The organism is uncultured Butyricimonas sp. (genome assembly GCF_959596855.1).
Taxonomy (GTDB): Bacteria; Bacteroidota; Bacteroidia; order Bacteroidales; family Marinifilaceae; genus Butyricimonas; species Butyricimonas muris.
Genome location: NZ_CAUFYA010000005.1, coordinates 132,985 through 154,137, shown reverse-complemented (window position 1 = coordinate 154,137; position 21,153 = coordinate 132,985). Strand labels below are relative to the sequence as shown.

At 42.7% G+C, this 21,153-nt stretch carries 16 protein-coding genes; 14 read left to right on the top strand and 2 right to left on the bottom strand.

The features are described from left to right. Positions 1-2: 2 nt before the first annotated feature. From Q5866_RS04030 to Q5866_RS04010, 5 genes are read left to right on the top strand one after another with little or no spacing between them, the layout of a single operon-like run. Positions 3-1,619, top strand: coding sequence for a RagB/SusD family nutrient uptake outer membrane protein (locus Q5866_RS04030; RefSeq protein WP_303178989.1), 1,617 nt, complete (start codon positions 3-5; stop codon positions 1,617-1,619). Between the two features lie 15 nt (positions 1,620-1,634). Continuing rightward, positions 1,635-2,288: a fasciclin domain-containing protein gene (locus tag Q5866_RS04025; protein ID WP_303178987.1), complete on the top strand. Its 654-nt coding sequence runs from the start codon at positions 1,635-1,637 to the stop codon at positions 2,286-2,288. A gap of 19 nt (positions 2,289-2,307) precedes the next feature. Next, the gene (locus Q5866_RS04020) at positions 2,308-2,748 is read left to right on the top strand and encodes a hypothetical protein (protein WP_303178986.1); all 441 of its coding nucleotides are present in this window, start codon (positions 2,308-2,310) and stop codon (positions 2,746-2,748) included. A 2-nt stretch (positions 2,749-2,750) separates the two neighbouring features. Further along, on the top strand, positions 2,751-4,058 hold the full coding sequence (locus tag Q5866_RS04015) for a thioredoxin domain-containing protein (RefSeq protein WP_303178984.1): 1,308 nt from the start codon (positions 2,751-2,753) through the stop codon (positions 4,056-4,058). An 8-nt stretch (positions 4,059-4,066) separates the two neighbouring features. After that, complete coding sequence (locus tag Q5866_RS04010) at positions 4,067-6,871, top strand: pitrilysin family protein (protein WP_303178982.1); 2,805 nt, start codon at positions 4,067-4,069, stop codon at positions 6,869-6,871. Between the two features lie 100 nt (positions 6,872-6,971). Here the strand turns inward: Q5866_RS04010 and Q5866_RS04005 are convergent, their stop codons facing one another. Next, entirely contained in the window at positions 6,972-8,000 is a 1,029-nt protein-coding gene (locus Q5866_RS04005) for a YhcG family protein (RefSeq protein WP_099291008.1), read from the bottom strand. 218 nt (positions 8,001-8,218) lie between these two features. Between Q5866_RS04005 and Q5866_RS04000 the strand changes: the two genes are divergently transcribed. From Q5866_RS04000 to Q5866_RS03960, 9 genes are all read left to right on the top strand, one after another. Further along, on the top strand, positions 8,219-8,899 hold the full coding sequence (locus tag Q5866_RS04000) for a DUF4163 domain-containing protein (RefSeq protein ID WP_303178980.1): 681 nt from the start codon (positions 8,219-8,221) through the stop codon (positions 8,897-8,899). Between the two features lie 81 nt (positions 8,900-8,980). Further along, positions 8,981-9,544 (top strand): RNA polymerase sigma factor, encoded by a 564-nt coding sequence (locus Q5866_RS03995; protein WP_303178978.1) that lies wholly within the window; start codon positions 8,981-8,983, stop codon positions 9,542-9,544. 95 nt (positions 9,545-9,639) lie between these two features. Continuing rightward, positions 9,640-10,803: a FecR family protein gene (locus Q5866_RS03990; protein ID WP_303178976.1), complete on the top strand. Its 1,164-nt coding sequence runs from the start codon at positions 9,640-9,642 to the stop codon at positions 10,801-10,803. 103 nt (positions 10,804-10,906) lie between these two features. After that, a complete protein-coding gene (locus Q5866_RS03985; protein WP_303178974.1) occupies positions 10,907-14,440 on the top strand; it encodes a TonB-dependent receptor in 3,534 nt (1,177 codons plus the stop codon). A gap of 2 nt (positions 14,441-14,442) precedes the next feature. After that, positions 14,443-15,984: a RagB/SusD family nutrient uptake outer membrane protein gene (locus Q5866_RS03980; RefSeq protein ID WP_303178972.1), complete on the top strand. Its 1,542-nt coding sequence runs from the start codon at positions 14,443-14,445 to the stop codon at positions 15,982-15,984. A 12-nt stretch (positions 15,985-15,996) separates the two neighbouring features. Continuing rightward, a complete protein-coding gene (locus tag Q5866_RS03975; RefSeq protein WP_303178970.1) occupies positions 15,997-16,614 on the top strand; it encodes a fasciclin domain-containing protein in 618 nt (205 codons plus the stop codon). 9 nt (positions 16,615-16,623) lie between these two features. Beyond that, the gene (locus Q5866_RS03970; protein ID WP_303178968.1) at positions 16,624-17,049 is read left to right on the top strand and encodes a hypothetical protein; all 426 of its coding nucleotides are present in this window, start codon (positions 16,624-16,626) and stop codon (positions 17,047-17,049) included. Positions 17,050-17,110: 61 nt separating this feature from the next. Next, positions 17,111-18,400: a thioredoxin family protein gene (locus Q5866_RS03965; protein ID WP_303178966.1), complete on the top strand. Its 1,290-nt coding sequence runs from the start codon at positions 17,111-17,113 to the stop codon at positions 18,398-18,400. Between the two features lie 69 nt (positions 18,401-18,469). Then, positions 18,470-19,159, top strand: a complete 690-nt coding sequence (locus tag Q5866_RS03960; RefSeq protein ID WP_303178964.1) for a DUF4163 domain-containing protein — start codon at positions 18,470-18,472, stop codon at positions 19,157-19,159. A gap of 132 nt (positions 19,160-19,291) precedes the next feature. Here Q5866_RS03960 and Q5866_RS03955 read toward each other — a convergent pair whose 3' ends face one another. Further along, entirely contained in the window at positions 19,292-21,139 is a 1,848-nt protein-coding gene (locus Q5866_RS03955; RefSeq protein WP_303178962.1) for a von Willebrand factor type A domain-containing protein, read from the bottom strand. Positions 21,140-21,153: the final 14 nt, after the last annotated feature.

Below are 21,153 nucleotides of genomic sequence, written 5' to 3'. Positions count from 1 at the left end.
TTATGAAAAAAATACTCTATATTTTGTGTGTCAGTCTATTTGTTTCTTGCAATAGCCTGTTGGATGTAGAGCCGGAGACTTTGGTTAGTTTTGATAATTATTACAAGACTGAACAAGATCTGGAGGTTACGATGTATCAGATGCAAAGTTTCGTGCAGCGTGTCGGGGGAGCGGGAAGACAAGCTGCTATCGGTGATATCATGGAAACGACAACGACCCTTGAGAAGGTTTGGGATCCGATAACAGTGGTCGGAAGTGCTGGAACAGGGGTTGCCGATTGGAAAGAAACTTATTGGATCGTGTATATGGCAAATGTGCTGTTGGATAATATGTATAATGCGGAAGGAAATGTTACCCCGGAAAGATTGGAATTTTATCGGGCACAAGCTTATTTTGCAAAGGCGTTAGCTTATTTTTATTTGAGTCGCGAATGGGGTGAAGTTCCGATAACGAGGAATAGTTCTTCGTCGGAAGTTTACGGGAAAAAACCGATATTGGAAGTTTTGGATACCGTGATTACCAACGCGAAAAGAGCTTTTGATATACTTCCCGTGCAGGATGCTATCGTGGATAGAAACGGAGCGTTGATTAATTCAAAACAATTTGGAAGTAAAGGAACGGCTTGTGCCTTGCTGGCTCATGTTTATGCATGGAAAGGCAGTATGATAGACTTGCTGGAACTTGAAGGGAATGCCAAAGAGTGTTATAACAAATCAATTGAATATGCGAACTATTTGATAAAAGGAGAGGTGGGAAATTATAGTCTCGTGCGTGATCCTGAAAAATTGTGCCAGCTTTTTTCTAATAATGAAGTTAATAATCCGGAAGCGATATTCGAATACACGTTGAATACGCAGAAAGATATGATTTTCTCGACTTATTTGTTCGGTCAAAGATATATTGGCTATCCATTAGACAAACAAGTATCCGAGAGCGATCAAAAAAATAAGGAAGTTAAGATTTCTTACACGATGATCAAAGAGTTGTATGATACGTTAGATTTGCGTCCGTATGCTAATTTTAAAGACTATCTTTACTATAGCTGCGATACGCTTAGGTATATCGGGATTGAGGATGAACACAAAAGGGATAGTACGGTGCAGAGTAATAGAGAGAAAATTGAAAAAATAACGGGCGGTTATGCTTATCCTTTTAAATGGCGTGAGGGTGTATATCGGGCAAATGCCTATAATCCGAACAAATTGGATTTGACGGCGATAAAGTCCAATTATGCCTATTGGCGTTTATCCGAGATTTATTTGTTGAGGGCGGAATGTTATGTTAAAGTTGGTGAAAATGGTTTGGCGGAAGCAGATTTGAATGAGATTAGGAGTTTTAATAACGTGAAATCCTATCCCAATAGCGGTGGAGATGAAAAGGGTTTGAAATATGCTATTTTCCATGAAAGAGAACGCGAGTTGTTGATGGAAGGACATCGTTTCTACGATATTATACGGAACGGGATGGAGTATATCAATACTTATTTGCCCGGGACATTCAGAACCATGACGCTATCTGACGTGAAGAATGGGGGTATTTTTTACCCGATTCATGATAGTGCATTTAAGATGAATGCTTTGTTGAGACAGAATGTGTATTGGGCGCAATATATAAACTAAAATAGGAAAAGAGATATGAAACAAATAATATTATTAGGATTGTTATTATCACTGTTTGTTGGTTGTACAAAATATAACCAAATAGATACAGGTTTGGCTCGGAAAAAATATCATGGGAATATGTACGAGTATTTTCATTCAGATTCTTACAACTGGGATTCTCTTTTGCTGTTTATCGAATATACCGGTTTAAAAGAGTATTTCACGGGAGAGAAAGCGGATTATAAGGAAATTACTTTTTTCGGTCCGACCAATCATTCCATTCGTAGGAAAATATATGAAAAATATTCATGGAGTGCGGACTATAAGACTAAAGTGTATAAATATCATAGCGTGAAAGAGTTTGTAGAGGGAGAAGGAGAGGAATATTGTCGTAAATTGATATTAAGCCATATCGTGAAAGGGAAATATGAAGTAGAAGATATTCCGATGGGTACGAGTGGCGATAGCGAGTCTGGAATTATCTTTACTTCTGCTAACGGAACTATGTTTCGGGTATTTTCTTTCCAAGAACCTTACGAACAAACCCCGGATGCTGGTCCAATCGTGTTGTACATAAAGGGTGGAGCTATTATGAGCACGAGTATAGATGTTGCCTCGACGGATATAGAACCGACAAACGGGATAGTTCATTCTTTAGCTTACGGGTTTACATGGGGGCAGCTTTAATTATTAATTTGATCAAGATATGAAACAGGTTACTATATTTTTATTTATATCAATGTTGGCATTAATGTCTTGTCATGATGTCAAAATTGGTTATTTGAATGTTGAAAATGCTGAATATTATCCGGATACTATAGTTATTCCGTCAAAGTTAGTTACTGCGGAGGAAAATCCTAAAAAGAATGACCAAATCCGGATCGATAATAATGCTCCGTGGGTGACTAATATCATTAGCGGACTTTTGGGAACAGAGTCACTGCAATATGAGTTTGTTAGTGTGAAGGCTTTAGAGGGAGGAAATGCGGATTTGTTCGCAAAAGAGATTGTCGTACGAGGATGTGGACAGATGCAGCTACCTTTGAAACCAGCAGCTCCCAAAGGACGTTATTTGGTGACATTAAGGGTTAGTAATGACGGTTATTCCGCGATTTTACAGGATGTATTTACATTTATAATTGAATGAGAATGACAAAGAAATATTTCATAATGATATGCTTCACCCTGTTCATGGGGTGGAGCGTATCAAGCTACAGCCAAGAAATCAAGTTCTTCGAGGGAACTTTTGAGGAGGCGTTAGCGAAAGCGAAAAGCGAGAGCAAGTTGGTTTTCGTGGATTTCTACGCGACTTGGTGCGGTCCGTGCAAGCAGATGGCAGAGAAGGTATTTACGGACGAGGAAGTGGGGAAGTACATGAACGAGAAGTTCGTGTGTATGCAGATTAACGTGGAGACTGCCGGATGGCAAAAGGAGACTGCGGAAAAGTTTAACGTGACGGTTTTGCCGACGTTGGTTTTCTTTAAAACGGATGCAAGCGTGGCGTCCCGTCTGGCCGGGGCTCGGGAAAAAGATGATTTCTTGGGTGCGGCGAAGGTTGCCTGTGGCGAACAATTGAGTTTCGTGAAATTGTATGACCGTGCCAAGTCGAAAAAGGATTTGACGGATATGCAAATGGTATTGAAACAAGCCCCGGATTACGTGGGTGGTTTGCAAGGGATTGAAGCGCAGAAGTGGATCGTGCGTATTAATAAATTGTATGACGAGTATGTAAAAGCGAAGTTAGTACCGGACTTTATCAATAAGGCGGATTTCCAGATCGTTCAGAATTATAGTCAGGGCAAGAAGAAAGAAAAGGATGACGCCGTGATGGAATTTATAGCCAAGAACCTGGAAACGTACATGAACAAATTGGGAGAAGCCCCGGGTATCTTGATGGTAGAGTATAATAACGCTGTTATCGAACAGTTGGCAAGAGCGGGTAAGGATGAATACAAAAAATATCTGGAAAGAATCAATGGCGATCTGGAACCGGCTTACGCTATTATGCCCACGGGAACGTTGACGCCTTACGAGAAATTCAAGTATTATTATGACGGGATGTATCTGATGTCTTATAAGAAAGACGCGGAGTCTTACGTTCAGTTGATGAACAAGTATCTTGCGGCATTGGGGGATAAGGTCGGAGCGAATGATTACGGAGAGATTGCCCAGAATATGTATGTCATGAGTAAGGGCAAGTTGAATAACGAGCAGCTGGAGCAAGTAAAAGATTGGCTGGTGAAGGCGATGCAATACGAAGGGACGGGTATCATTGACAGGATCAATTTTGTAGCCATGTTGGGGGATACTTACAAAGCGTTGAAACAATTTGACAAAGCTAAAGAAGCTTATAATCAAGGATACATGGAGGCTTTGCAAATTGAAAACAAGATGCGTTCAGCCCAGTTGCAAATGATTATGAAACGAAAATTGCAAGCTTTGGAGTTAGCGAAATAATATAAAGTATGAGGGGATTATTAGTAACGATTGCCGTGTTTCTTTTCACGGTCGGGACTCCTTTGTCCGCGCAGGAAGACATGGAAGGATTGCGTCACGGGAAATTGGATAACGGTCTGACGTATTACGTGAAGCATTCCAAGGCGGAGCCGGGAAGGGTGAGCTTTTACTTGTTGCAGAACGTGGGGGCGATACTGGAAGAGGATCGCGAGAACGGGTTGGCGCATTTCTTGGAGCATATGGCGTTTAATGGTACCACGCATTTCCCGGGAGGGGTGATGCCTTATTTAAGGGGGAGAGGTATTTTCACGTTTAACGCGAAGACGGGGATAAACCAGACCGTGTATAATATCGAGGATGTGCCTGTGGCAGAAGGCGGATTGGTGGACACGTGTATGTTTATCGTGAAAGACTGGTGTAGCGAGATATTGTTGAAAGATAAAGATATTGACGAGGAGCGGGGAGTGATTATCGAGGAATGGCGAAGCCATTATAATGTGGGACGGCGCTTGCAGGAAGGATCGGCTCCGGTGGTGTATAATCACACGAAATATGCGAAACGGAACGTGATAGGGACAGTTGATTTGTTACAATCGTTCCCCTCGGATGTATTACGGGAGTTTTACCGCAAATGGTACAGACCGGATTTGCAGTGCGTGATCGTGGTGGGGGATATTGACGAGGTGGAGTTCGAGAAGCGGGTAAAGAATCTGTTCGGGCAGATTCCCGCGAGAGAGAACCCGTTGGAGCGGTACGAAGTGGAGATCCCTGACCGGGCGGATATGGATTATATGTTGATTCTCGATGCGGAGAATCCCTCGAAGATGATTTCTTTCCACCAACGGGCACATCGGCAGGAGGGATTGGATGAGGTCGGACGCAAGGCGTATTCTTTTAAGGCACGGATTTTTAACGCTTTGATGGGACAACGTCTGTCCCGTATCGTGAACGCGAACAAGGAGAAGTTTTTGAGTGCTTCCGGTACATTCGAGAGTTTCGTGCGTAATTATAACGGGTTCTCTTTAGACGTGATTCCGTATAAAAATCAGGATGCGGAGGCTTTCGAGCAGGTGTGGACAGCGTGGGAAGAGATTCGTCGTTACGGTTTTACCGACAAAGAGGTCGAAAGAGTGCAAGAGGCTCTTTTCCAAGAGTTGATGAAAATGGAAAGTGAGGTAGAGAAGGAGAGTAACCCGTATTACGTTTCCGTGTTCCAGAATCATTTTTTGGCGGGAATGCCTTTTCACGAACAACCGGAGGAGTTGGGCTTGTTGAAAGAGGCTTTGCTGGAAATCACCGCGGAGGATATGAGTGACTGGATTCATTCGTGGGCGAACGATAGCAATCAGATTATCGTGGTGTCCGGGAATGACAGGGATTATAAATACCTGATTAAAGATGATATTCAGAATATCATGGCTAAGGTGGCGGAAAAAGATATAGAGCCGGAGGTCGAAGAACACAAGACACCGGAACCGTTTGACCTACAACTTCAAGCCGGAGCGATTAGGAAAGTGAAAAAGCTGGATCGTTTCAAGGCGGAAGAGTGGACTTTGTCTAATGGCGCCAAGGTGTATTACAAGCACGTGGAGGAGGGACACGGGTTCTTCTCGCTGGCGTGTAGCAGTCATGGTGGTCGTTCGGTTGTGGCAACAGAGGATTTACCAACATTAGCGGCAATGCAGGCATTGACTTTGAAGTCGGGGCTGTACAAGTATGACCTGAAGACGTTGAAAGAATTGACCCAAGGCAAGCAGATCCGTTTGAATATGATGATCAGTGATTACACGGAAGGCTTCGGGGGAAGCACGAAAGCGGAAAATGCCGAACTTTTGTTCCAGTTGTATTACTTGTTGTTCCAGCAACCCCGTTTCGATAGGACACAATTTGACAAATATGTAGAGCGTTCCCGCTACGCGTACGAGAACCAGCGGAAGACACCGCAGAATCTCGTGCAGGATACTATCCGGATGTTGACCGTGAGAGAAGACGAACGGAATAAGGATTATGGAGTGGCGTATTTCGACATGATGAATTTCAATCGGTTGGAATCCTTGTATCGTGAACGTTTCTCGAATGCCGGGGAGTTTACTTTTTGTATCGTGGGGGATATCGATCGGGACGAGGCTGCACGTTTGGCGTGTGGATATATCGGTGCTTTGCCTTCTCGCGGGGGAAAGAAAGAGGAGTATATTATCCGTGATTATAGCGTGGATACCGATACTATTGCACGTGAATTTAAAGTGGTGATGCCGGGGGACAAGGGGATGGTGAATATCGTGCTGGAGAATGATGGCAAGTTCTCGCTGAAAGAGCAGATAGCTTTTAATATCTGGGGACAGATGTTGCGGGCTCGTTACTTCTCTATCGTGCGGGAGCAGGAGAGCGCGAGTTATGGTGTGAATGCGGATGCCGGCTACCGGGACTTTCCGGATAGGAAAGCAACCCTGATGATCGGTTTCGAGACGGAGAGCGATAAGGTGGAAAGGATGAAAGAGATTATCTACCGGGAATTGGAGAAGAGTACCAAAGAACTTTTCAAGGAGAGTGAATTGGCTCCTGTCGTTACGGTAATAAAACGAAGTAACGAGCAGGCAAACGAGAATCTCGGTATCGATTTCTGGATGAATGTGTTAAATAGTTATGCGGAATACGGAAAAGATATCACGGATCACAGTGCTTTTGACAAAGCCTTGGATAGTATTACCGTGAAAGATATTCAACGTGTGGCTCAGAAGTTTTTGAAACACGTGAAATTGCGGGACTGGGTAATAAAATCGGAGAAAGAGAATCCGTTATCGGATTGGGAATAGTGAGGATCAAAACAAGTGTGTGTGGAAGGGGCTGTCTGTATGGGCAGCCCTTTAATTTTTGATTTAGCGATTTCTGGATTTTGTGATTTTCAAATCAATTTTAGACTTTGTCTTGTTTCTCAAAGCCTTCCAGGTTGATTTCCCGTTTAAGTTCTTCTTCAGTTGGTAAGTATAATTTGTATTTTGATGCAAAGATTTGCATATTGTCTTCCGGTAGAGTATAATGTACAATAGATTCGCTTTTATCTGCACATAAAACTATGCCGATGGGCGGATTATCTCCTTCGTTCATTAGTTCACGGGTGTAATAATTGACATACATTTGCATTTGCCCTAAGTCTTGATGTGTGAGATCTCCTAGTTTTAAGTCTATAAGTACAAAGCATTTGAGAATATAATTATAAAAAACAAGGTCAATAAAAAAGTGACGTCCATCAAAGGTGATTTTCTGTTGTCGAGAAACGAAAGAAAACCCTCGTCCCATTTCTAACAAAAATTTCTGAAGATGATTGATAATAGCTTGTTCTAGGTCTTTTTCATAGAAATGTGGATTTGCCTCGAGATTGAGAAATTCTAGGACGTATGGATCTTTAATAATTGTTGGATACTCGGTTTTGGGTTCTGATTTTTCAATTTCTGCTGAAACTATTTGTTTATTTTGACTTGCTAATATTCGTTCATAATAGAAAGTTGTTATCTGTCGCTTTAATTGACGCACGCTCCAATGTGCTTTTGCACATTCTTTTGCATAATAGTTACGTGCGGATTCGTTTTCGACATTCATCAACAGACAATAATGCGACCAACTCAATTCGGAAGACAGTGTCTGCCGAATTGGAAATGTCAGATAAAATTGTCGCATATTGCGTAGGTTGCGAACAGTAAATCCTTTCCCAAATTCATCTGTCAAATGTTTAGAAACAAAATCAAGAAATTTTGCACCATACTCGGCCCGATCGTTATTTCCACACGCTTTGTATATTTGTTCCCCAATTTCCCAATATGCCCCGACCATAGCGATATTAACTGCAGTATAAACTTTATTGTAAGCTATTACAATACTTTTACGAATTGAGTTGTATGATGATTCAATTGTCTTTTGATTATTTATATTTGATATCTTGTTCATTTTGAATCAGTATCTGTTCTTGTTATCAAAATTAAAAAGAATATTTGGATAATACAAAGGAATATATTTGATATTGTTACAAAAGTGGATATTGATAGAGTTTTTTGCTGGAGTAAAAAGTTGATTATTAAAAATGTAGATAGCTATTTTAAGAAGAAGCTAAACTTTTGTTTAAGTCATTCCGTATACAACGGAAATTGTTATTAAAGGAAGATATTATGAGGAGTTATACTTTTATTGCAGCGTTGTTGGCTTTGTTTTTTGTCGGGTGTCAGAAACCGACGATTAATATAGAGGAGAATATGTTGTCTTACACGAACAATGAATGGGATGTATCCGTGAATCGTCCGGTATTTTCGGCTCAGAATGCGGCTTTGGAGAAAGGATGCAAGGAGGTGAATGAGCGAGTGACGAAATTGATTGACAGTCTGCAAAATGATTTGAAAGAACAAATGAAAGAATACCTGCAAGAAGCACAGGAGATGAAGATCAATCCCATGATACCGTTTACGCTGGATATTCAGGATAGTGTTTTTATGGCAGACGACCGTTATATCAGCTTGCGTTTGGTTGTGTACACGTTGACGGGAGGTGCGAACGGGTTGACGGAGTATTATGCTTTTAATTACAGTATGAAACAAGGGAAATTCCTTGAACCGGAAGATATATTGAATTACAACAAGAGTGCCGAGATTGACAAACAGATCAAGACGAATTTCAAGAACCCGGACAATTGTTTCACGGATGTACCGACATTGTCAAACGTGACGACCGTAAATTTTTCAACGAATGATATTTGTTTTACCTATGAGCCTTTGGTATTAGGTGCTCATTATTGTGGAGCGGCTCAGGTATCCGTTCCCCGCATGATTTTGAAGGGTGATTTATTGTTAAAATAGTAGTGGAGATTTGTAGGGAAGATAAGGGCGATCCGAAAGGGTCGCCTTTTTTGTGTTGATATTTTTGAAAAAAGTCATAACTTGCACTCGAATTATACGGTGTGCCAGATGTTATTGTATCAGTTTAACCACGGTGACGAGAGAGCTTTTAAAAAGTTGTCAAACAACTTTTTTAGTCCGTCGTGTGCTTTCGTGAAACGGTATATTCAAGAGCATGAAGCGGTGGAAGATGTGGTGCAGGATACTTTTATTCATATTTGGGAAAAGCGCGGTATCTACACGGATATGGTTTATTTTAAGGCTTATTTATTCAAGGCACTTCGTAACAATGCCTTGTATTATTTGCGGCAACACCGGGAATGTGAAGATGTAAATCCGGCTATAGAAGACGATTCGGATAGTGTATTAAATGCTATTATCGAGGAAGAAGTACACCGGGAAATTATTCGCGCGATTGATAAATTACCTCCCGAAAGACGACGAATCGTGGTAATGAGTATGAATGGTTGTTCGCAGGAGGAGATTGCCGAGAAGATGCATATATCCGTGAATACAATCAAGACCCAGAAAAGAAAAGCCTATGCTTTTTTGCGGGAGGAGTTGAAGAATTTGTTCGTGTTTTTTCTTATTCTTATGAACTTGTAGAGAGATTTTTGAAATAAATTCAAAAAAAAACGCATTCCCGATCACCCCTAAATCGTGTTTCTGCATATTATATATGAATAGTCAGGAAAACATTTATGGAAAAATATAAGGAATCGATAGAATTAGCAGAACAAATCACGAAATACCTGAAGGGAAAACTTTCACCGGAGGAGGAGGTCGAGTTGAAAAAACGACTACATGCTCATCCCGAGGGAGAGCAACTTCTGGCTCGGGTTCAGGACGAACGATCTATTGCCGCCAAAAAAGAGATGTACGCATCGTTTAGCGCGGATAAGAGTTGGGAAAGGATTCGGAAAGTTACAGGCAAGAAGTCTTCGGGGATGATGTACCGGATGTTCTGGTGGGCGGCTGTTTTTGCCTTGCCTCTTGCTGTTGCCGCCTCGATTCTTCTGGTGAATAAAAGCAAACAGGAGGATCGTCCTCAATATATCGTGGATGCTTATTTTGAATCCAACAAAACGATGTTGGAACTACCCGGGGGAAAATGTATAGCTTTGGATACAGTAAAAAACGTGACGAAAGAATTGAATGATTTTGGTGTCACGCTGGCCGAAGGGCAGGGATTGGATTATTCCGGTCTGGATTCCGTTATGGATGCGAAGGTGGAATATCACAAGGTCGTGGTACCCCGGGGAGGAGAATATAATCTGAAGCTTGCCGACGGTACGAATGTCTGGATGTTTGCCGAATCTGAAATTCGTTTCCCGACCCGTTTTAAAGGAAATAAACGGGAAGTGTATTTGTCGGGAGAGGCTTATTTCGAGGTACATCATGATCCCGTTCATCCTTTCTACGTGAAAACGAAGTCGCTTGACGTGAAGGTACTGGGAACAAGTTTTAACGTGAAAGCCTATAATAATATGGAGGTTGTGGAAACCTCGTTGGTAGAGGGGGTGGTAAGCGTGAAGGATAACGTGTTGCGTCCGAATATGCAAGCCGTCTTTCACAAGAACACGGGAGATTTTTCTTACCGGAAAATAAACGGGGAGAGTTATCGTTTGCGTAAAGAACGGGTGTTCGTGTTTGACGAGGAGCGGTTGGATGATATCTTGCAGGAGATGGCACGTTGGTATGATTTCGAGATTTTTTACCAGAACCCGGAGATGGCAGATAAACGGTTCGGTTTTAAATTGGAAAAATACGAGCATGTGGATACACTTTTGGATATATTGGAATTGACCGGGGAAGTGAGATTCACGATGAAGGGAAAGACGTTGACCGTGATGAGTGGAACTTAATGTTAAGCTGAATATAAATAAAAACGGGTAGCGGAAATTTTGTGGTGATTATTTCCTGCCACCCATTTGGTTAAATTCAAAATCAATTTAATTCTTCAAAGTTATGAAAAAAAATCTTTGGACGTGGCTCCTGCACGATAAAAAAAGGAGAATAAATACAATTTGTATGAAAGTCTGCCTCTGTTTGGCGTTTGTTTTGGGCGGCGGGATGCTTGGTAACGCCTTTGCCCAGACGGAGAGATTGACTTTGAAAAGGGAGAATGCTTCGATGTTGGACATCATTTTTGCCGTGGAGAAACAGAGCAAGATGACGTTCGTGTACAGCATGGATGCGGTGAATAAAATCGGGAAAATCACGATTGACGTCAAAGACGTGTTGATTGATAGCGTGATGAATGTCTGTTTAAGGAGAACCGATTACACTTATTCATTGGAGAAGAACGTGGTCGTGATCAAGAAAAAGGCGGAAGCAGAGAAGAAAGCAGCCTTGGACGAGAAGAAAAAAGTGATTACCGGAGTCGTGAAAGACAAGAGGAATGAGGTGCTGCCCGGGGTTTCTGTTTACGTGAAGGGGACGACGATTGGGGTGGTGACCGATGTAAATGGAACTTATAAATTTGAAGTTCCCGGTTCGGTGGATAGATTGTTGTTCTCGTTCGTGGGTATGAAGACGAAAGAGGTGGAGTTGAAGGGGCAAACGACCGTGAACGTGGTGTTGGAGGACGAAGTTTCCGGTTTGGACGAGGTAACCGTGGTGGCTTATGGAGAGCGGAAAAAGAGAGAGTTGATCGGTGCGGTGTCTTCCGTGAAAGCGAAAGATTTGGAAGAGGTGCCTTCCGCGAGTCTGGAAAATTTGTTGCAGGGGCATATGGCGGGAGTCGAGGTGACTAATATTTCCGGTTCTCCCGGTGGTGGCGGTACCCGTATCAATATCCGGGGCTACAATTCGTTGTTATCAGAATCCCAGACGGACGGGACTCCTTTGTACGTCATTGACGGTGTACCCGTACATTCTTTTACTTCTCCCGTGACGGGGACGAACACCTTGGCGGAGATAGATCCCTCGACAATTGAGTCCGTTGAAGTCTTAAAAGATGCCGCTTCTGCCGCATTGTACGGATCAAGGGCAAGTAACGGCGTAATCCTAATCACCACGAAGCAGGGAAAAACGGGACGAGGAAAATTCTCGGCTAACGTGTCATACTCCTATTCCATTTTGCCCGAAACCCCGGTGCAGACGGGGGGACACTTGGAGCGTATGGCTAATATCTATAAGTTTAGAAGTGTACGTGCGGCTTACGGGAGTTGGCAGACAGGTATTTATAAAATGCCGGAATCTTACCGGGAGGCATATCACCAGAATGGCGCATATGATTTCTTTTGGAATAACGGATATGTTTTAAATGATGCGCAGAAGGATATGGTAAGACCTTTGCAGGACAGTTTGAATCCTTTTTATAATAATTCGACGAATTGGTGGAAATATTGTTTCGATGCGGGGAAGATTTTGAACGCGAATCTTCAGGCTTCCGGTGGGACGGAAACGATAAAATACATGATCGGGGCAGGCTGGTATAACGAGAGAGGGATTATGCTGGGGAGCGAGTTTAAAAGGGCTAATATTTTGACGAATATTAATGTCGTTCCTCGTACAAACTTGAATGTGGATGCACGTTTGTATCTTGCTTATACGGATCGGAGCCGGGGGGCGGCGAATACTTCTTTCTCGAGCGCGAGTAAGTACGAACGGTTGACTGTTGACCCGAAATCGAATCTTTCTATTTTGCCGGGTTCCGGGGATATTGAAAAGGAAACGTTGAAACAGATAAACGAGTCGTCCGAGAAAAACATCACTTACCGGATTCGGGCAAGTCTGGCTGTGGCGTATGAGTTTATTAAAGGGCTAAAATTGTCTTCCAGTTTGGCGATGGACTTCTCCGAGGGGAAACGAAATTCTTTTACACCCAGTTATTTGGATCCGACAGATAAATTAAGTGTGTCAACGGGAAGTATCAGTAGCGGAACGATGTTTTCTAACGAGAATTTGCTTGTTTATAATAAGACGATTCGAAATAATCATAATATGGAGATCCTTTTGGGATTGTCTTATTTGAGAGAGGCAAAAGACCAGTTTAGTGCTTCGGGTAAAGGTTCCCCGAGTGATAAGATTCACTATGTTTTAGACGGATTCCCGACGACTTACGAAAAATACGGGAGTATCCAAGCCTTGCAGGCATACCGGTCTAATTTTGAAGAAAAAATCATGCTGAGTTATTTCGGGCGTTTGGCTTATAATTATAAAAAGAAATATCTGTTCGAGTACACGCTAAGGAGGGACGGTTCGTCCGTGTTCGGCGAAAACGTGCGTTGGGCTACTTTCCCGTCGGTTGCCGTTGGTTGGGCATTTTCGGAAGAACCGTTTTTCAAAAAATGGTGGTTGAGTTACGCGAAGATTCGTGCATCTTGGGGTACTTCAGGACAACAGTTCAGGGATGCTTATTTGGCACATGGGACGCTTGAGTTTGCGAATCACTTCTTGGGAAATTCCGGGGTATTGCCCTCTCAAATTATTAATACTAATCTGACTTGGGAGGAATCGGATCAATACGATATAGGTTTGGATGTAGATCTTTTTGATTATCGTTTGAAATTCAAATTGGATTATTATTACAAGTATTCCAAATCATTGTTGTTCAACGTTTCTTTGCCGGGGAATTATTATTTTCATAAAACGGCATGGCAGAATGCGATGGAGATTTCTAACGAGGGAATCGAGATGGAGTTGAACTATGATATTCTGCGTGACACGGAGGTTAAATGGCGTGGAAAGTTTAATATTTCAAGAAACTGGAATCGTTTCGAGAAGTCGTACACGGATATGGATATGGTGAACGGAACCGGACAGTTGGTACTCGGGCGACCTATTTACGGGCTTTATCTTTATAAAGATTTGGGTATGATTGAGTCAGAAAAAGATATTCCGGCTTATTATGACCAACAAGGGAACAAAAATCTGTTGTATTCAATGAACAAAAGTTACCCGTATGCCGCGGGAACCAGAATGATACAAGATATGAATCAAGATGGAGTCATTAATGGCGACGATAGGTATTATGCTGGATCTACTCTACCGCAAGCTTACGGGGGATGGGCTAACGAGATCATGTGGAAAGGTTTTGATTTGAATGTTTTGTTCACGTACACGTTAGGGAGAAAGATTATTAATTTGTACAAAATTACTTCTTTGCAGTACGATTTTAGACCGAGTACGGTTTTTGTGGATTATGCAAATACGACATTTTGGGAGAAACCGGGAGATAAGGCTGATTATCCGATCATAACTTCCAGTAGCCGCGGTTACACGGGACAATTTGACGGAGCCGTTTCTTCCAACATAGAACGGGTGAATTATTTGCGGTTGAAACAATTGACGTTGGGGTATAATTTCCCGAAAGAGTGGATGCGGAAAATTAATATTGACGGTTGCCGTTTGTTTTTCACGGCAGAGAATTTATTCCTGTTGACAAATTATTCCGGCGTGGACCCGGAAGTCGTAGACCCCTATACCGGGTACGATAACTTCATGTATTACCCGTTAGCCCGGAAATTGACATTAGGATTAACTGTAAAATTTTAGCCATGAGGAAAATTATATATATACTGCTTTTCCCCTTGTTGTGGGGGTGTGATAACGTGCTGGACGTGGAGCCGGAGAATGCCATCACGTTCACGAACTTCTTTAAGACAGAGGAAGATTTTAACGCGATAGTGTTTCAACTACAAGCTTTTTCCCGTTATAAAGCATTCGAGAATGAAATAATGCCTCTTCGCGGATTTATAGCTGATCTGGTAGGTAGTTCAACTTATCAAGATCATCGGATGTTGAATCAGACATCATTAGTAAGTCCTTATTCCAGTTATAATAATTGGGCAAATCATTATGATTTAATTTACGTGGCGAACGTGATATTGGATAATTTGCATCGGGCTGAAGGGGTTTCAAAAGATAAACTGGACTTTTATGCCGGGCAAGCATATTTCGTGAAAGGTTTTGTTTATTTCGATCTTGCCAGAAAGTGGGGAGAGGCCGTAATCACGAAGAATAGCACGAGTATGGAAGTGTATAACAAGAGTTCGATGTCGGACGTGTTGGATGAGGCGATAAAGAATGCTTCGGAAGGATACAAACTATTGCCGAAATACGAGGATATGCCTCTTTTGGGAGCAAATACGTGGGTGTCGAAACAATACGGGTGCAAAGGAAGTTGTGCGGCGTTGTTGGCGCATTTGTACGCGTGGAAAGGAAGTATGATTGAGATGCACGGGTTGGACGGAGATGCGAAAGATTGTTACGGAAAGGCTGTTGAATGGTGTTCGCTTTTGATAGATAAGAAAGCGGGTTACTACGAGTTGGAGCGTACGATTGGTGAGGTATGCACGAAAGCGATGAAAGGGATGGGAGCCAGCCAAGAAAATATTCTGGAGTTCGAGTTGGATCGTTTTCAGGATTATCCGATGGCTTATTTCCCCGGACGCCAATATATTACTTGGCCGGTGAAGGGAACGGAAACTCCTGCTTCCGTGGTGACGAAGACTTTTGCTATCAAAGCTGAAACAGTGAAAAATCTTTATGAAGAGACGGATGACCGCCGGGATGAGTATTTTTATAAATTGGATTCTATGTCACATGACACGATGTATAAGGTAAACCAAGGATTCGCTTACATCTACAAATGGAGGGATGCCGTTTATCAAGATGTGTCGTGGAGTCCGACTCCTCAATTGGCATATATTGATGCGAATTATTGTTACTGGCGTCTGGCGGATATTTATTTGTTGAGAGCCGAATGTTACGCTAAACTGGATGATGATCTGGCTATAGATGATTTGAATACTATTCGCAGGCGAGCCCATGCGACTCTTTATCCCCGCCCGGGTGAGAATGATATCCGGTTGGCTATCTTCAAGGAGCGGGAGCGGGAATTGTTGCTTGAGGGACACCGTTATTTCGATATTATGCGGAATGGTTTGGAGTATGTTCACGCGTGTATGGAAGGCAATTACAAGACGTTGACCCAGCAGGATGTGAAGGATGGGGCTTTGTTCCTGCCGATAGGCGGTGATGCGTTTACCTATAATGATTTGATACGCCAGAATATTTATTGGTCAAAATTCGAGTAAATAAAAATGAAGATGATGAAAAATATAGGATTGCTTTTGATTTTGTTTTCGCTTTTTTCTTGTGAAACAAAATACAATTACATTGACACGGGATTGGCAAACGGTTGTTTCGACGGGACGATGTACGATTATTTACATTCCAGTTCTTACGATTGGGATAGTACTCTGCTTTTAGTGGAACGTGCCGGGTTGCGGGATTTGTTTCAGGGGAAACAGGCGGGGTACGAGAAAATGACTTTTTTCGGACCGACGAATTTATCTATCCTTCGTTGGATGATAGAACAGGGATATGACGCCATTCAAGATATTCCGGTAGAAGTATGTCGGGATATGCTGTTGAAACACGTGGTCGCGGGTGTTCACAAGCGGGATGATATTCCCCGGGGAGAACAGATTCTCGGGCAGACACAAGGCGAGGGTGGCGAAGTGTTCACGAATGCTTTTGGAACGAAGTTCTGGATATATTCGTTTCGGGATACTTATCATGATATCCCGGACGTGGGCCCCGTCTACTTGAAAATAATTTCTTTCGATTCGAGAGCTATGATTGATGTGGCTTCAACCGATATCGAAACGGATAACGGGTTCGTTCATTCTTTGGATTACTCTTACACCTTGGGACAATTATAAAAACAGAATATGATGATGAAACAAGTATATTTATTTCTTGTACTGGTCATGACCTGTTGGGGATGCCAGGATATGAAAATCGGGTATTTGAAGGCGGATAATGCCGGTTATTTGCCGAATGAATTGGAAGTGAAAAAAACGTTAGACCCGGTAGAAGATGCTGTTAGAATTGCTAACGAGGCTCCTTGGGTGACGCCGAAAATTCAAGGAGTGTTGGGAACGGCTCCTTTGCAGTACGAGTTCGTGAGCGTGAAGGCTTCGGACGGGGGAGATGCTGAATTATTTAAACAGGAAATCATTGTTCGCGGAGGGGGTGTGATGGAATTACCTTTGTACACGAAACTCCCCGCGGGACGCTATGTGGTTACGTTGAGGGTTTCGAATGACGGTTATTCATCTGCATTGCCGGATGTATATACGTTTATTGTAAAATAGATTATTTATTCGGGTAAAACCCGGCAAGGATGTGCCGGGTTTACTCCTAAACAGAAAAGAAATGAAAACGATTTTAGTTATATTATTGGTATTGCTCGGGGGAGTCCGGGTATTCGGACAAGGCATCGTTTTTTTCGAGGGGGATTTTAATGCTGCCTTGGAAAAAGCGAAACAAGAGGGAAAAATGCTTTTTGTGGATTTCTACGCGGACTGGTGCGGACCTTGTAAAAGTATGGCCAAAGATGTGTTTACTTTGCCCGCCGTGGGGGAGTATTTTAACGAGCGATTTATTTCTGTTCAGATAGATACCGAGGCTCCTGCAAACAGACCTGTCGTCAAACAATATAAGGTAAAGTCTTTGCCGACATTGGCTTTTTTTAGCGCTGAAGGAAAACTTTTATCTCAGTCCGTGGGGGCATTGGCAGGGGATGCTTTTCTGAAATTGGCAAAGGTCGCCACTGGGGACGAGATGAGTTTCGAGGAGACTTACGCGAAACTTAAATCTTCAAAAAATGATTTGCAGTTGATGCAGCAGGTGTTGGCGGGGGCTCCGGCTTACGTGGGTACGTTGGAAGATATGGAGCGTGCCAAATGGATCGCCCGAATCGAGAAACTCTTCAAAGAGTATATCGATTTGAAGATGGGACCGGAACTAATCAACGCAGAGGACTATCGGATTATTAATACTTTCCATCAAGCGGATAAGCCGGGGGATAAACTGATGGAGTTTATGAATAAAAATATGGAAGCGTATCTGGTGTTGGGTGAAGGACCCGCTTATTACGTGATGGAGTATAATAATAAAATGATAGAGAATCTGGCACGTGCCGGGAAAGAAGAGTATAAAAAATATCTGGAACGTATTGACGGGGATATGAAATTGACTTATAGCGTGGTGCCTCAAAAAACGATGTCTGCCCGCCAACGGTTTACTTATCTGTATGATGCCGAGTACCAGATATTTTATAAAAAGGACGGCGAAGCGTACGTGAAATCGATGGATGCTTATTTAAAAGAATTGGGAGATGAGGCTCGGGCGACGGATTATGGTATGGCAGCACAAAAAGTATATATTGCCACGGGAGGAAAAGTGCCTGAAGATGTTATTTTGAAAACCAAAGAATGGACGATCAAGGCGTTGCAATACACGGACGTGTCGTTATTGGATAAGATTAATTTCTTGGCGATGTTAGGAGATACGAATAAAGTGCTGAAGGAATACGAGGAATCGAAAAAGTGTTATAATCAGGCTTTTATGGAATCGATGCAGATTACCCAAGAGATGACAAAAGCGATGATACAGATGAAGATTAAACAGAAATTGGCAGAACTGGATTTGTTAAAAAAATAATTGTGAGGTGTGAATAACCACACGTTTAAATTCATACTTTTGTGATACACACAAAAAACAAAATGCACTATGAAAAGTACACTAATTATGGCAATCGGATTGGCTCTCGTGTTCGTGGGATGCCAGCCTAAAGTTCAGAATCTGAACGTGAAACAGGAGCACTCGGAAGTAAGTTCGGAAGATTGTGACATCCGGATCGACCGTTCGGTCTTCTCTGCCGCGGACGAGACAATCAACAAGAGTTGCATGGTTTTGAACGGCAAGATCGAAAAGTTAGTAAATGACTTGAAAGATAGCTTGCGGGCGGATGCCACGGAATTATTCCAAACATTCGCGGACAAACCGGATGAACGTCCGAACTGGAAGTACGAGTTGATAGTTGACGATAGCGTGTTTATGGCTACCGACCAATTTATCAGCGTACGTTTAAGAGTTTATTCCTTCACGGGAGGAGCGCATGGAATGACGACGTATCATTCATTCAATTATGACGTGAAAAATCAAAAGTTCCTAACGAACAAGGAAATCTTGAATTATGCTAATGCCGCACAGATAAACACGCTGTTGAAGGCTAATTTTAAGAATCCGGACGGTTGTTTTACGATGGAACCTACATTAGACTTGGCGGGGGCAATCAATTTTAATGCAACGTCAGTTTATTTTTTGTACGGACAATACGTACTCGGGGCTTATGCTTGTGGTTCTGCTGAAGTTGTTGTTCCTCGGGCAGCTTTGAAAGGGGATATTTTGATAAAATAATCACTCGTTTTTAGTAGTTGAAAGGTCTACAAAATCCGTTCGGATTTATAGACCTTTTTTAATTTTGAGCAGGATGGCTGTAAGATTGTTATGCTTCCCGCGTACGAGTTTATGAAATAGATGTGCACCTTACTACTTCAGTAAGGCAGCACTTTCGACCAGACGGATAAATTCTTTCCGGTAGCCTTCCGGGTCGTATTGGGTGGCTTCACGGGCAAGATGGATGACGTCATCGTAAGTCAAATCATTTTTATACTTGGAGTCTTGCAATAGCATTCCGAAGCCTGCCACGGCTGCCGAGAATCGGAAGTTCTCGGAAACGTTATTCAATGAAGTATTTTTATCAATGACGGCAACTTCCATTTTAGAACTTTTGTCTGAATCCGGTTGTTTGTACCGGAGTTTCAGAGTCAGTAACTCCGGGCTGTCCGTCAGTGATTTTTTCTCTTTCTTTTCGGTTTTCTGGTATTTCAACGGATCGACATCTCCCAACAAATTACTCTTGACTCCGACAGGGATAATTTCATACAAGGCGGTCACGCTATGCCCGGCTCCCATTTCTCCGGCATCCTTCGTGTCGTCGTTAAAGTCCTTGTCTTCCAATAAACGACTTTCGTACCCGATTAAACGGTATGCCTGTACTTTCGCGGGATTGAATTCGACTTGGATTTTCACGTCTTTGGCAACGGTGAATAATGTTCCCCCGAACTCACTCACCAGAACTTTTTTTGCTTCAGTCAGGTTGTCTATGTACGCGTGATTGCCGTTTCCTTTTTCAGCTAGCGTTTGTACCCGGTTGTCCTTGTAATTACCCATGCCGAATCCTAATACGGTAAGGTAGATACCCGAAGAACGTTTGGTTTCGATCAGTTTCTCCAGTTCTTGGGGAGAGGATAATCCGATGTTGAAATCGCCGTCCGTGGCAAGAATAATCCGATTGTTCCCGTTCTTGATAAAGCTGGCTTCGGCAACCCGGTAAGCTTTTTGTATCCCGTCGCCTCCGGCAGTTCCGCCGCTGGCATACAGACTTTCGATAACGGATATGATCTTTTGTTTATCTACACAAGACGTGGAAGGTAGCAACTCTTTCGTGTGGTTTGCATAGGTTACGATGGCTACCCGATCTTGCGAGCGAAGTTTTTGCACGAGCATTTTTAACGACGACTTCAACAAAGGTAATTTATTTTGGTCGCTCATGGAACCGGAAACATCAATCAGGAACACGAGGTTGGAGGCGGGTAGATTTTCCATGGCAATTTCTTTTGCCTTGATTCCGATGTGTACCAAGCGATGTTGCGGATTCCACGGGGCTGCGGATACTTCTGTCGTGATGCTCACCGGATCATTACCCCGGGGAGCGGGATAATCATACGTGAAGTAATTCAGCAATTCTTCCGTGCGAATGGCATCAGCGGGAGGTATTTGCCCGTTGTTGATAAAACGCCGCATGTTCGAGTAGGAAGCCACATCCACGTCAATGGAGAACGTGGAAAGCGGGGCATCCAGTGCTTTACGGAATTGATTTTGTGAAAAACTATTGTATTCTTCCGTGTTAGAGTAATAATCTGCTCGTCGTTGTAAGCTGTTACCCTTGACTGTAACGCAACTCCCGACAAAGGCCTCTTTCTTGACCGTGTGATACCCGCTTACGACAACTTCTTCCAGTTGATTTTGATCTCCATGTAATTTCACGAGTAATTTTGTCTTTTCCACTTTTACTAGGCGGGTTTGAAGTCCGATAAACGAGAAAACAAGAGTATCCCCAATTTGCGCTTGAATAGAAAATTCTCCGGATACATCAGATACCGTCCCGATAGAAGTGTTTTTAATAATGATGGTGACACCGGGAAGCGGTTGACCATCTTTGGCTGTAATTACTTTTCCCGTGACCAAAGATTTTTGGGCAGAAGTCAATAGGCTCAAGCTAACTAGCAAACTCACTATAAATGTGAGCTTTTGGAATAAATGGTAAGTTCTCATAAGCGATATAATAT

Excerpts from the sequence above, each read along its gene's own strand:
- Q5866_RS03960 (WP_303178964.1), top strand. The coding sequence starts at position 18,470 with ATGAAAAGTACACTAATTATGGCAATCGGATTGGCTCTCGTGTTCGTG.
- Q5866_RS04015 (WP_303178984.1), top strand. The coding sequence starts at position 2,751 with ATGACAAAGAAATATTTCATAATGATATGCTTCACCCTGTTCATGGGG.
- Q5866_RS04010 (WP_303178982.1), top strand. The coding sequence starts at position 4,067 with ATGAGGGGATTATTAGTAACGATTGCCGTGTTTCTTTTCACGGTCGGG.
- Q5866_RS03955 (WP_303178962.1), bottom strand. The coding sequence starts at position 21,139 with ATGAGAACTTACCATTTATTCCAAAAGCTCACATTTATAGTGAGTTTG.
- Q5866_RS03990 (WP_303178976.1), top strand. The coding sequence starts at position 9,640 with ATGGAAAAATATAAGGAATCGATAGAATTAGCAGAACAAATCACGAAA.
- Q5866_RS04000 (WP_303178980.1), top strand. The coding sequence starts at position 8,219 with ATGAGGAGTTATACTTTTATTGCAGCGTTGTTGGCTTTGTTTTTTGTC.
- Q5866_RS03985 (WP_303178974.1), top strand. The coding sequence starts at position 10,907 with ATGAAAAAAAATCTTTGGACGTGGCTCCTGCACGATAAAAAAAGGAGA.
- Q5866_RS03965 (WP_303178966.1), top strand. The coding sequence starts at position 17,111 with ATGAAAACGATTTTAGTTATATTATTGGTATTGCTCGGGGGAGTCCGG.
- Q5866_RS03970 (WP_303178968.1), top strand. The coding sequence starts at position 16,624 with ATGATGATGAAACAAGTATATTTATTTCTTGTACTGGTCATGACCTGT.
- Q5866_RS03980 (WP_303178972.1), top strand. The coding sequence starts at position 14,443 with ATGAGGAAAATTATATATATACTGCTTTTCCCCTTGTTGTGGGGGTGT.
- Q5866_RS04025 (WP_303178987.1), top strand. The coding sequence starts at position 1,635 with ATGAAACAAATAATATTATTAGGATTGTTATTATCACTGTTTGTTGGT.
- Q5866_RS04020 (WP_303178986.1), top strand. The coding sequence starts at position 2,308 with ATGAAACAGGTTACTATATTTTTATTTATATCAATGTTGGCATTAATG.
- Q5866_RS03975 (WP_303178970.1), top strand. The coding sequence starts at position 15,997 with ATGATGAAAAATATAGGATTGCTTTTGATTTTGTTTTCGCTTTTTTCT.
- Q5866_RS04005 (WP_099291008.1), bottom strand. The coding sequence starts at position 8,000 with ATGAACAAGATATCAAATATAAATAATCAAAAGACAATTGAATCATCA.
- Q5866_RS04030 (WP_303178989.1), top strand. The coding sequence starts at position 3 with ATGAAAAAAATACTCTATATTTTGTGTGTCAGTCTATTTGTTTCTTGC.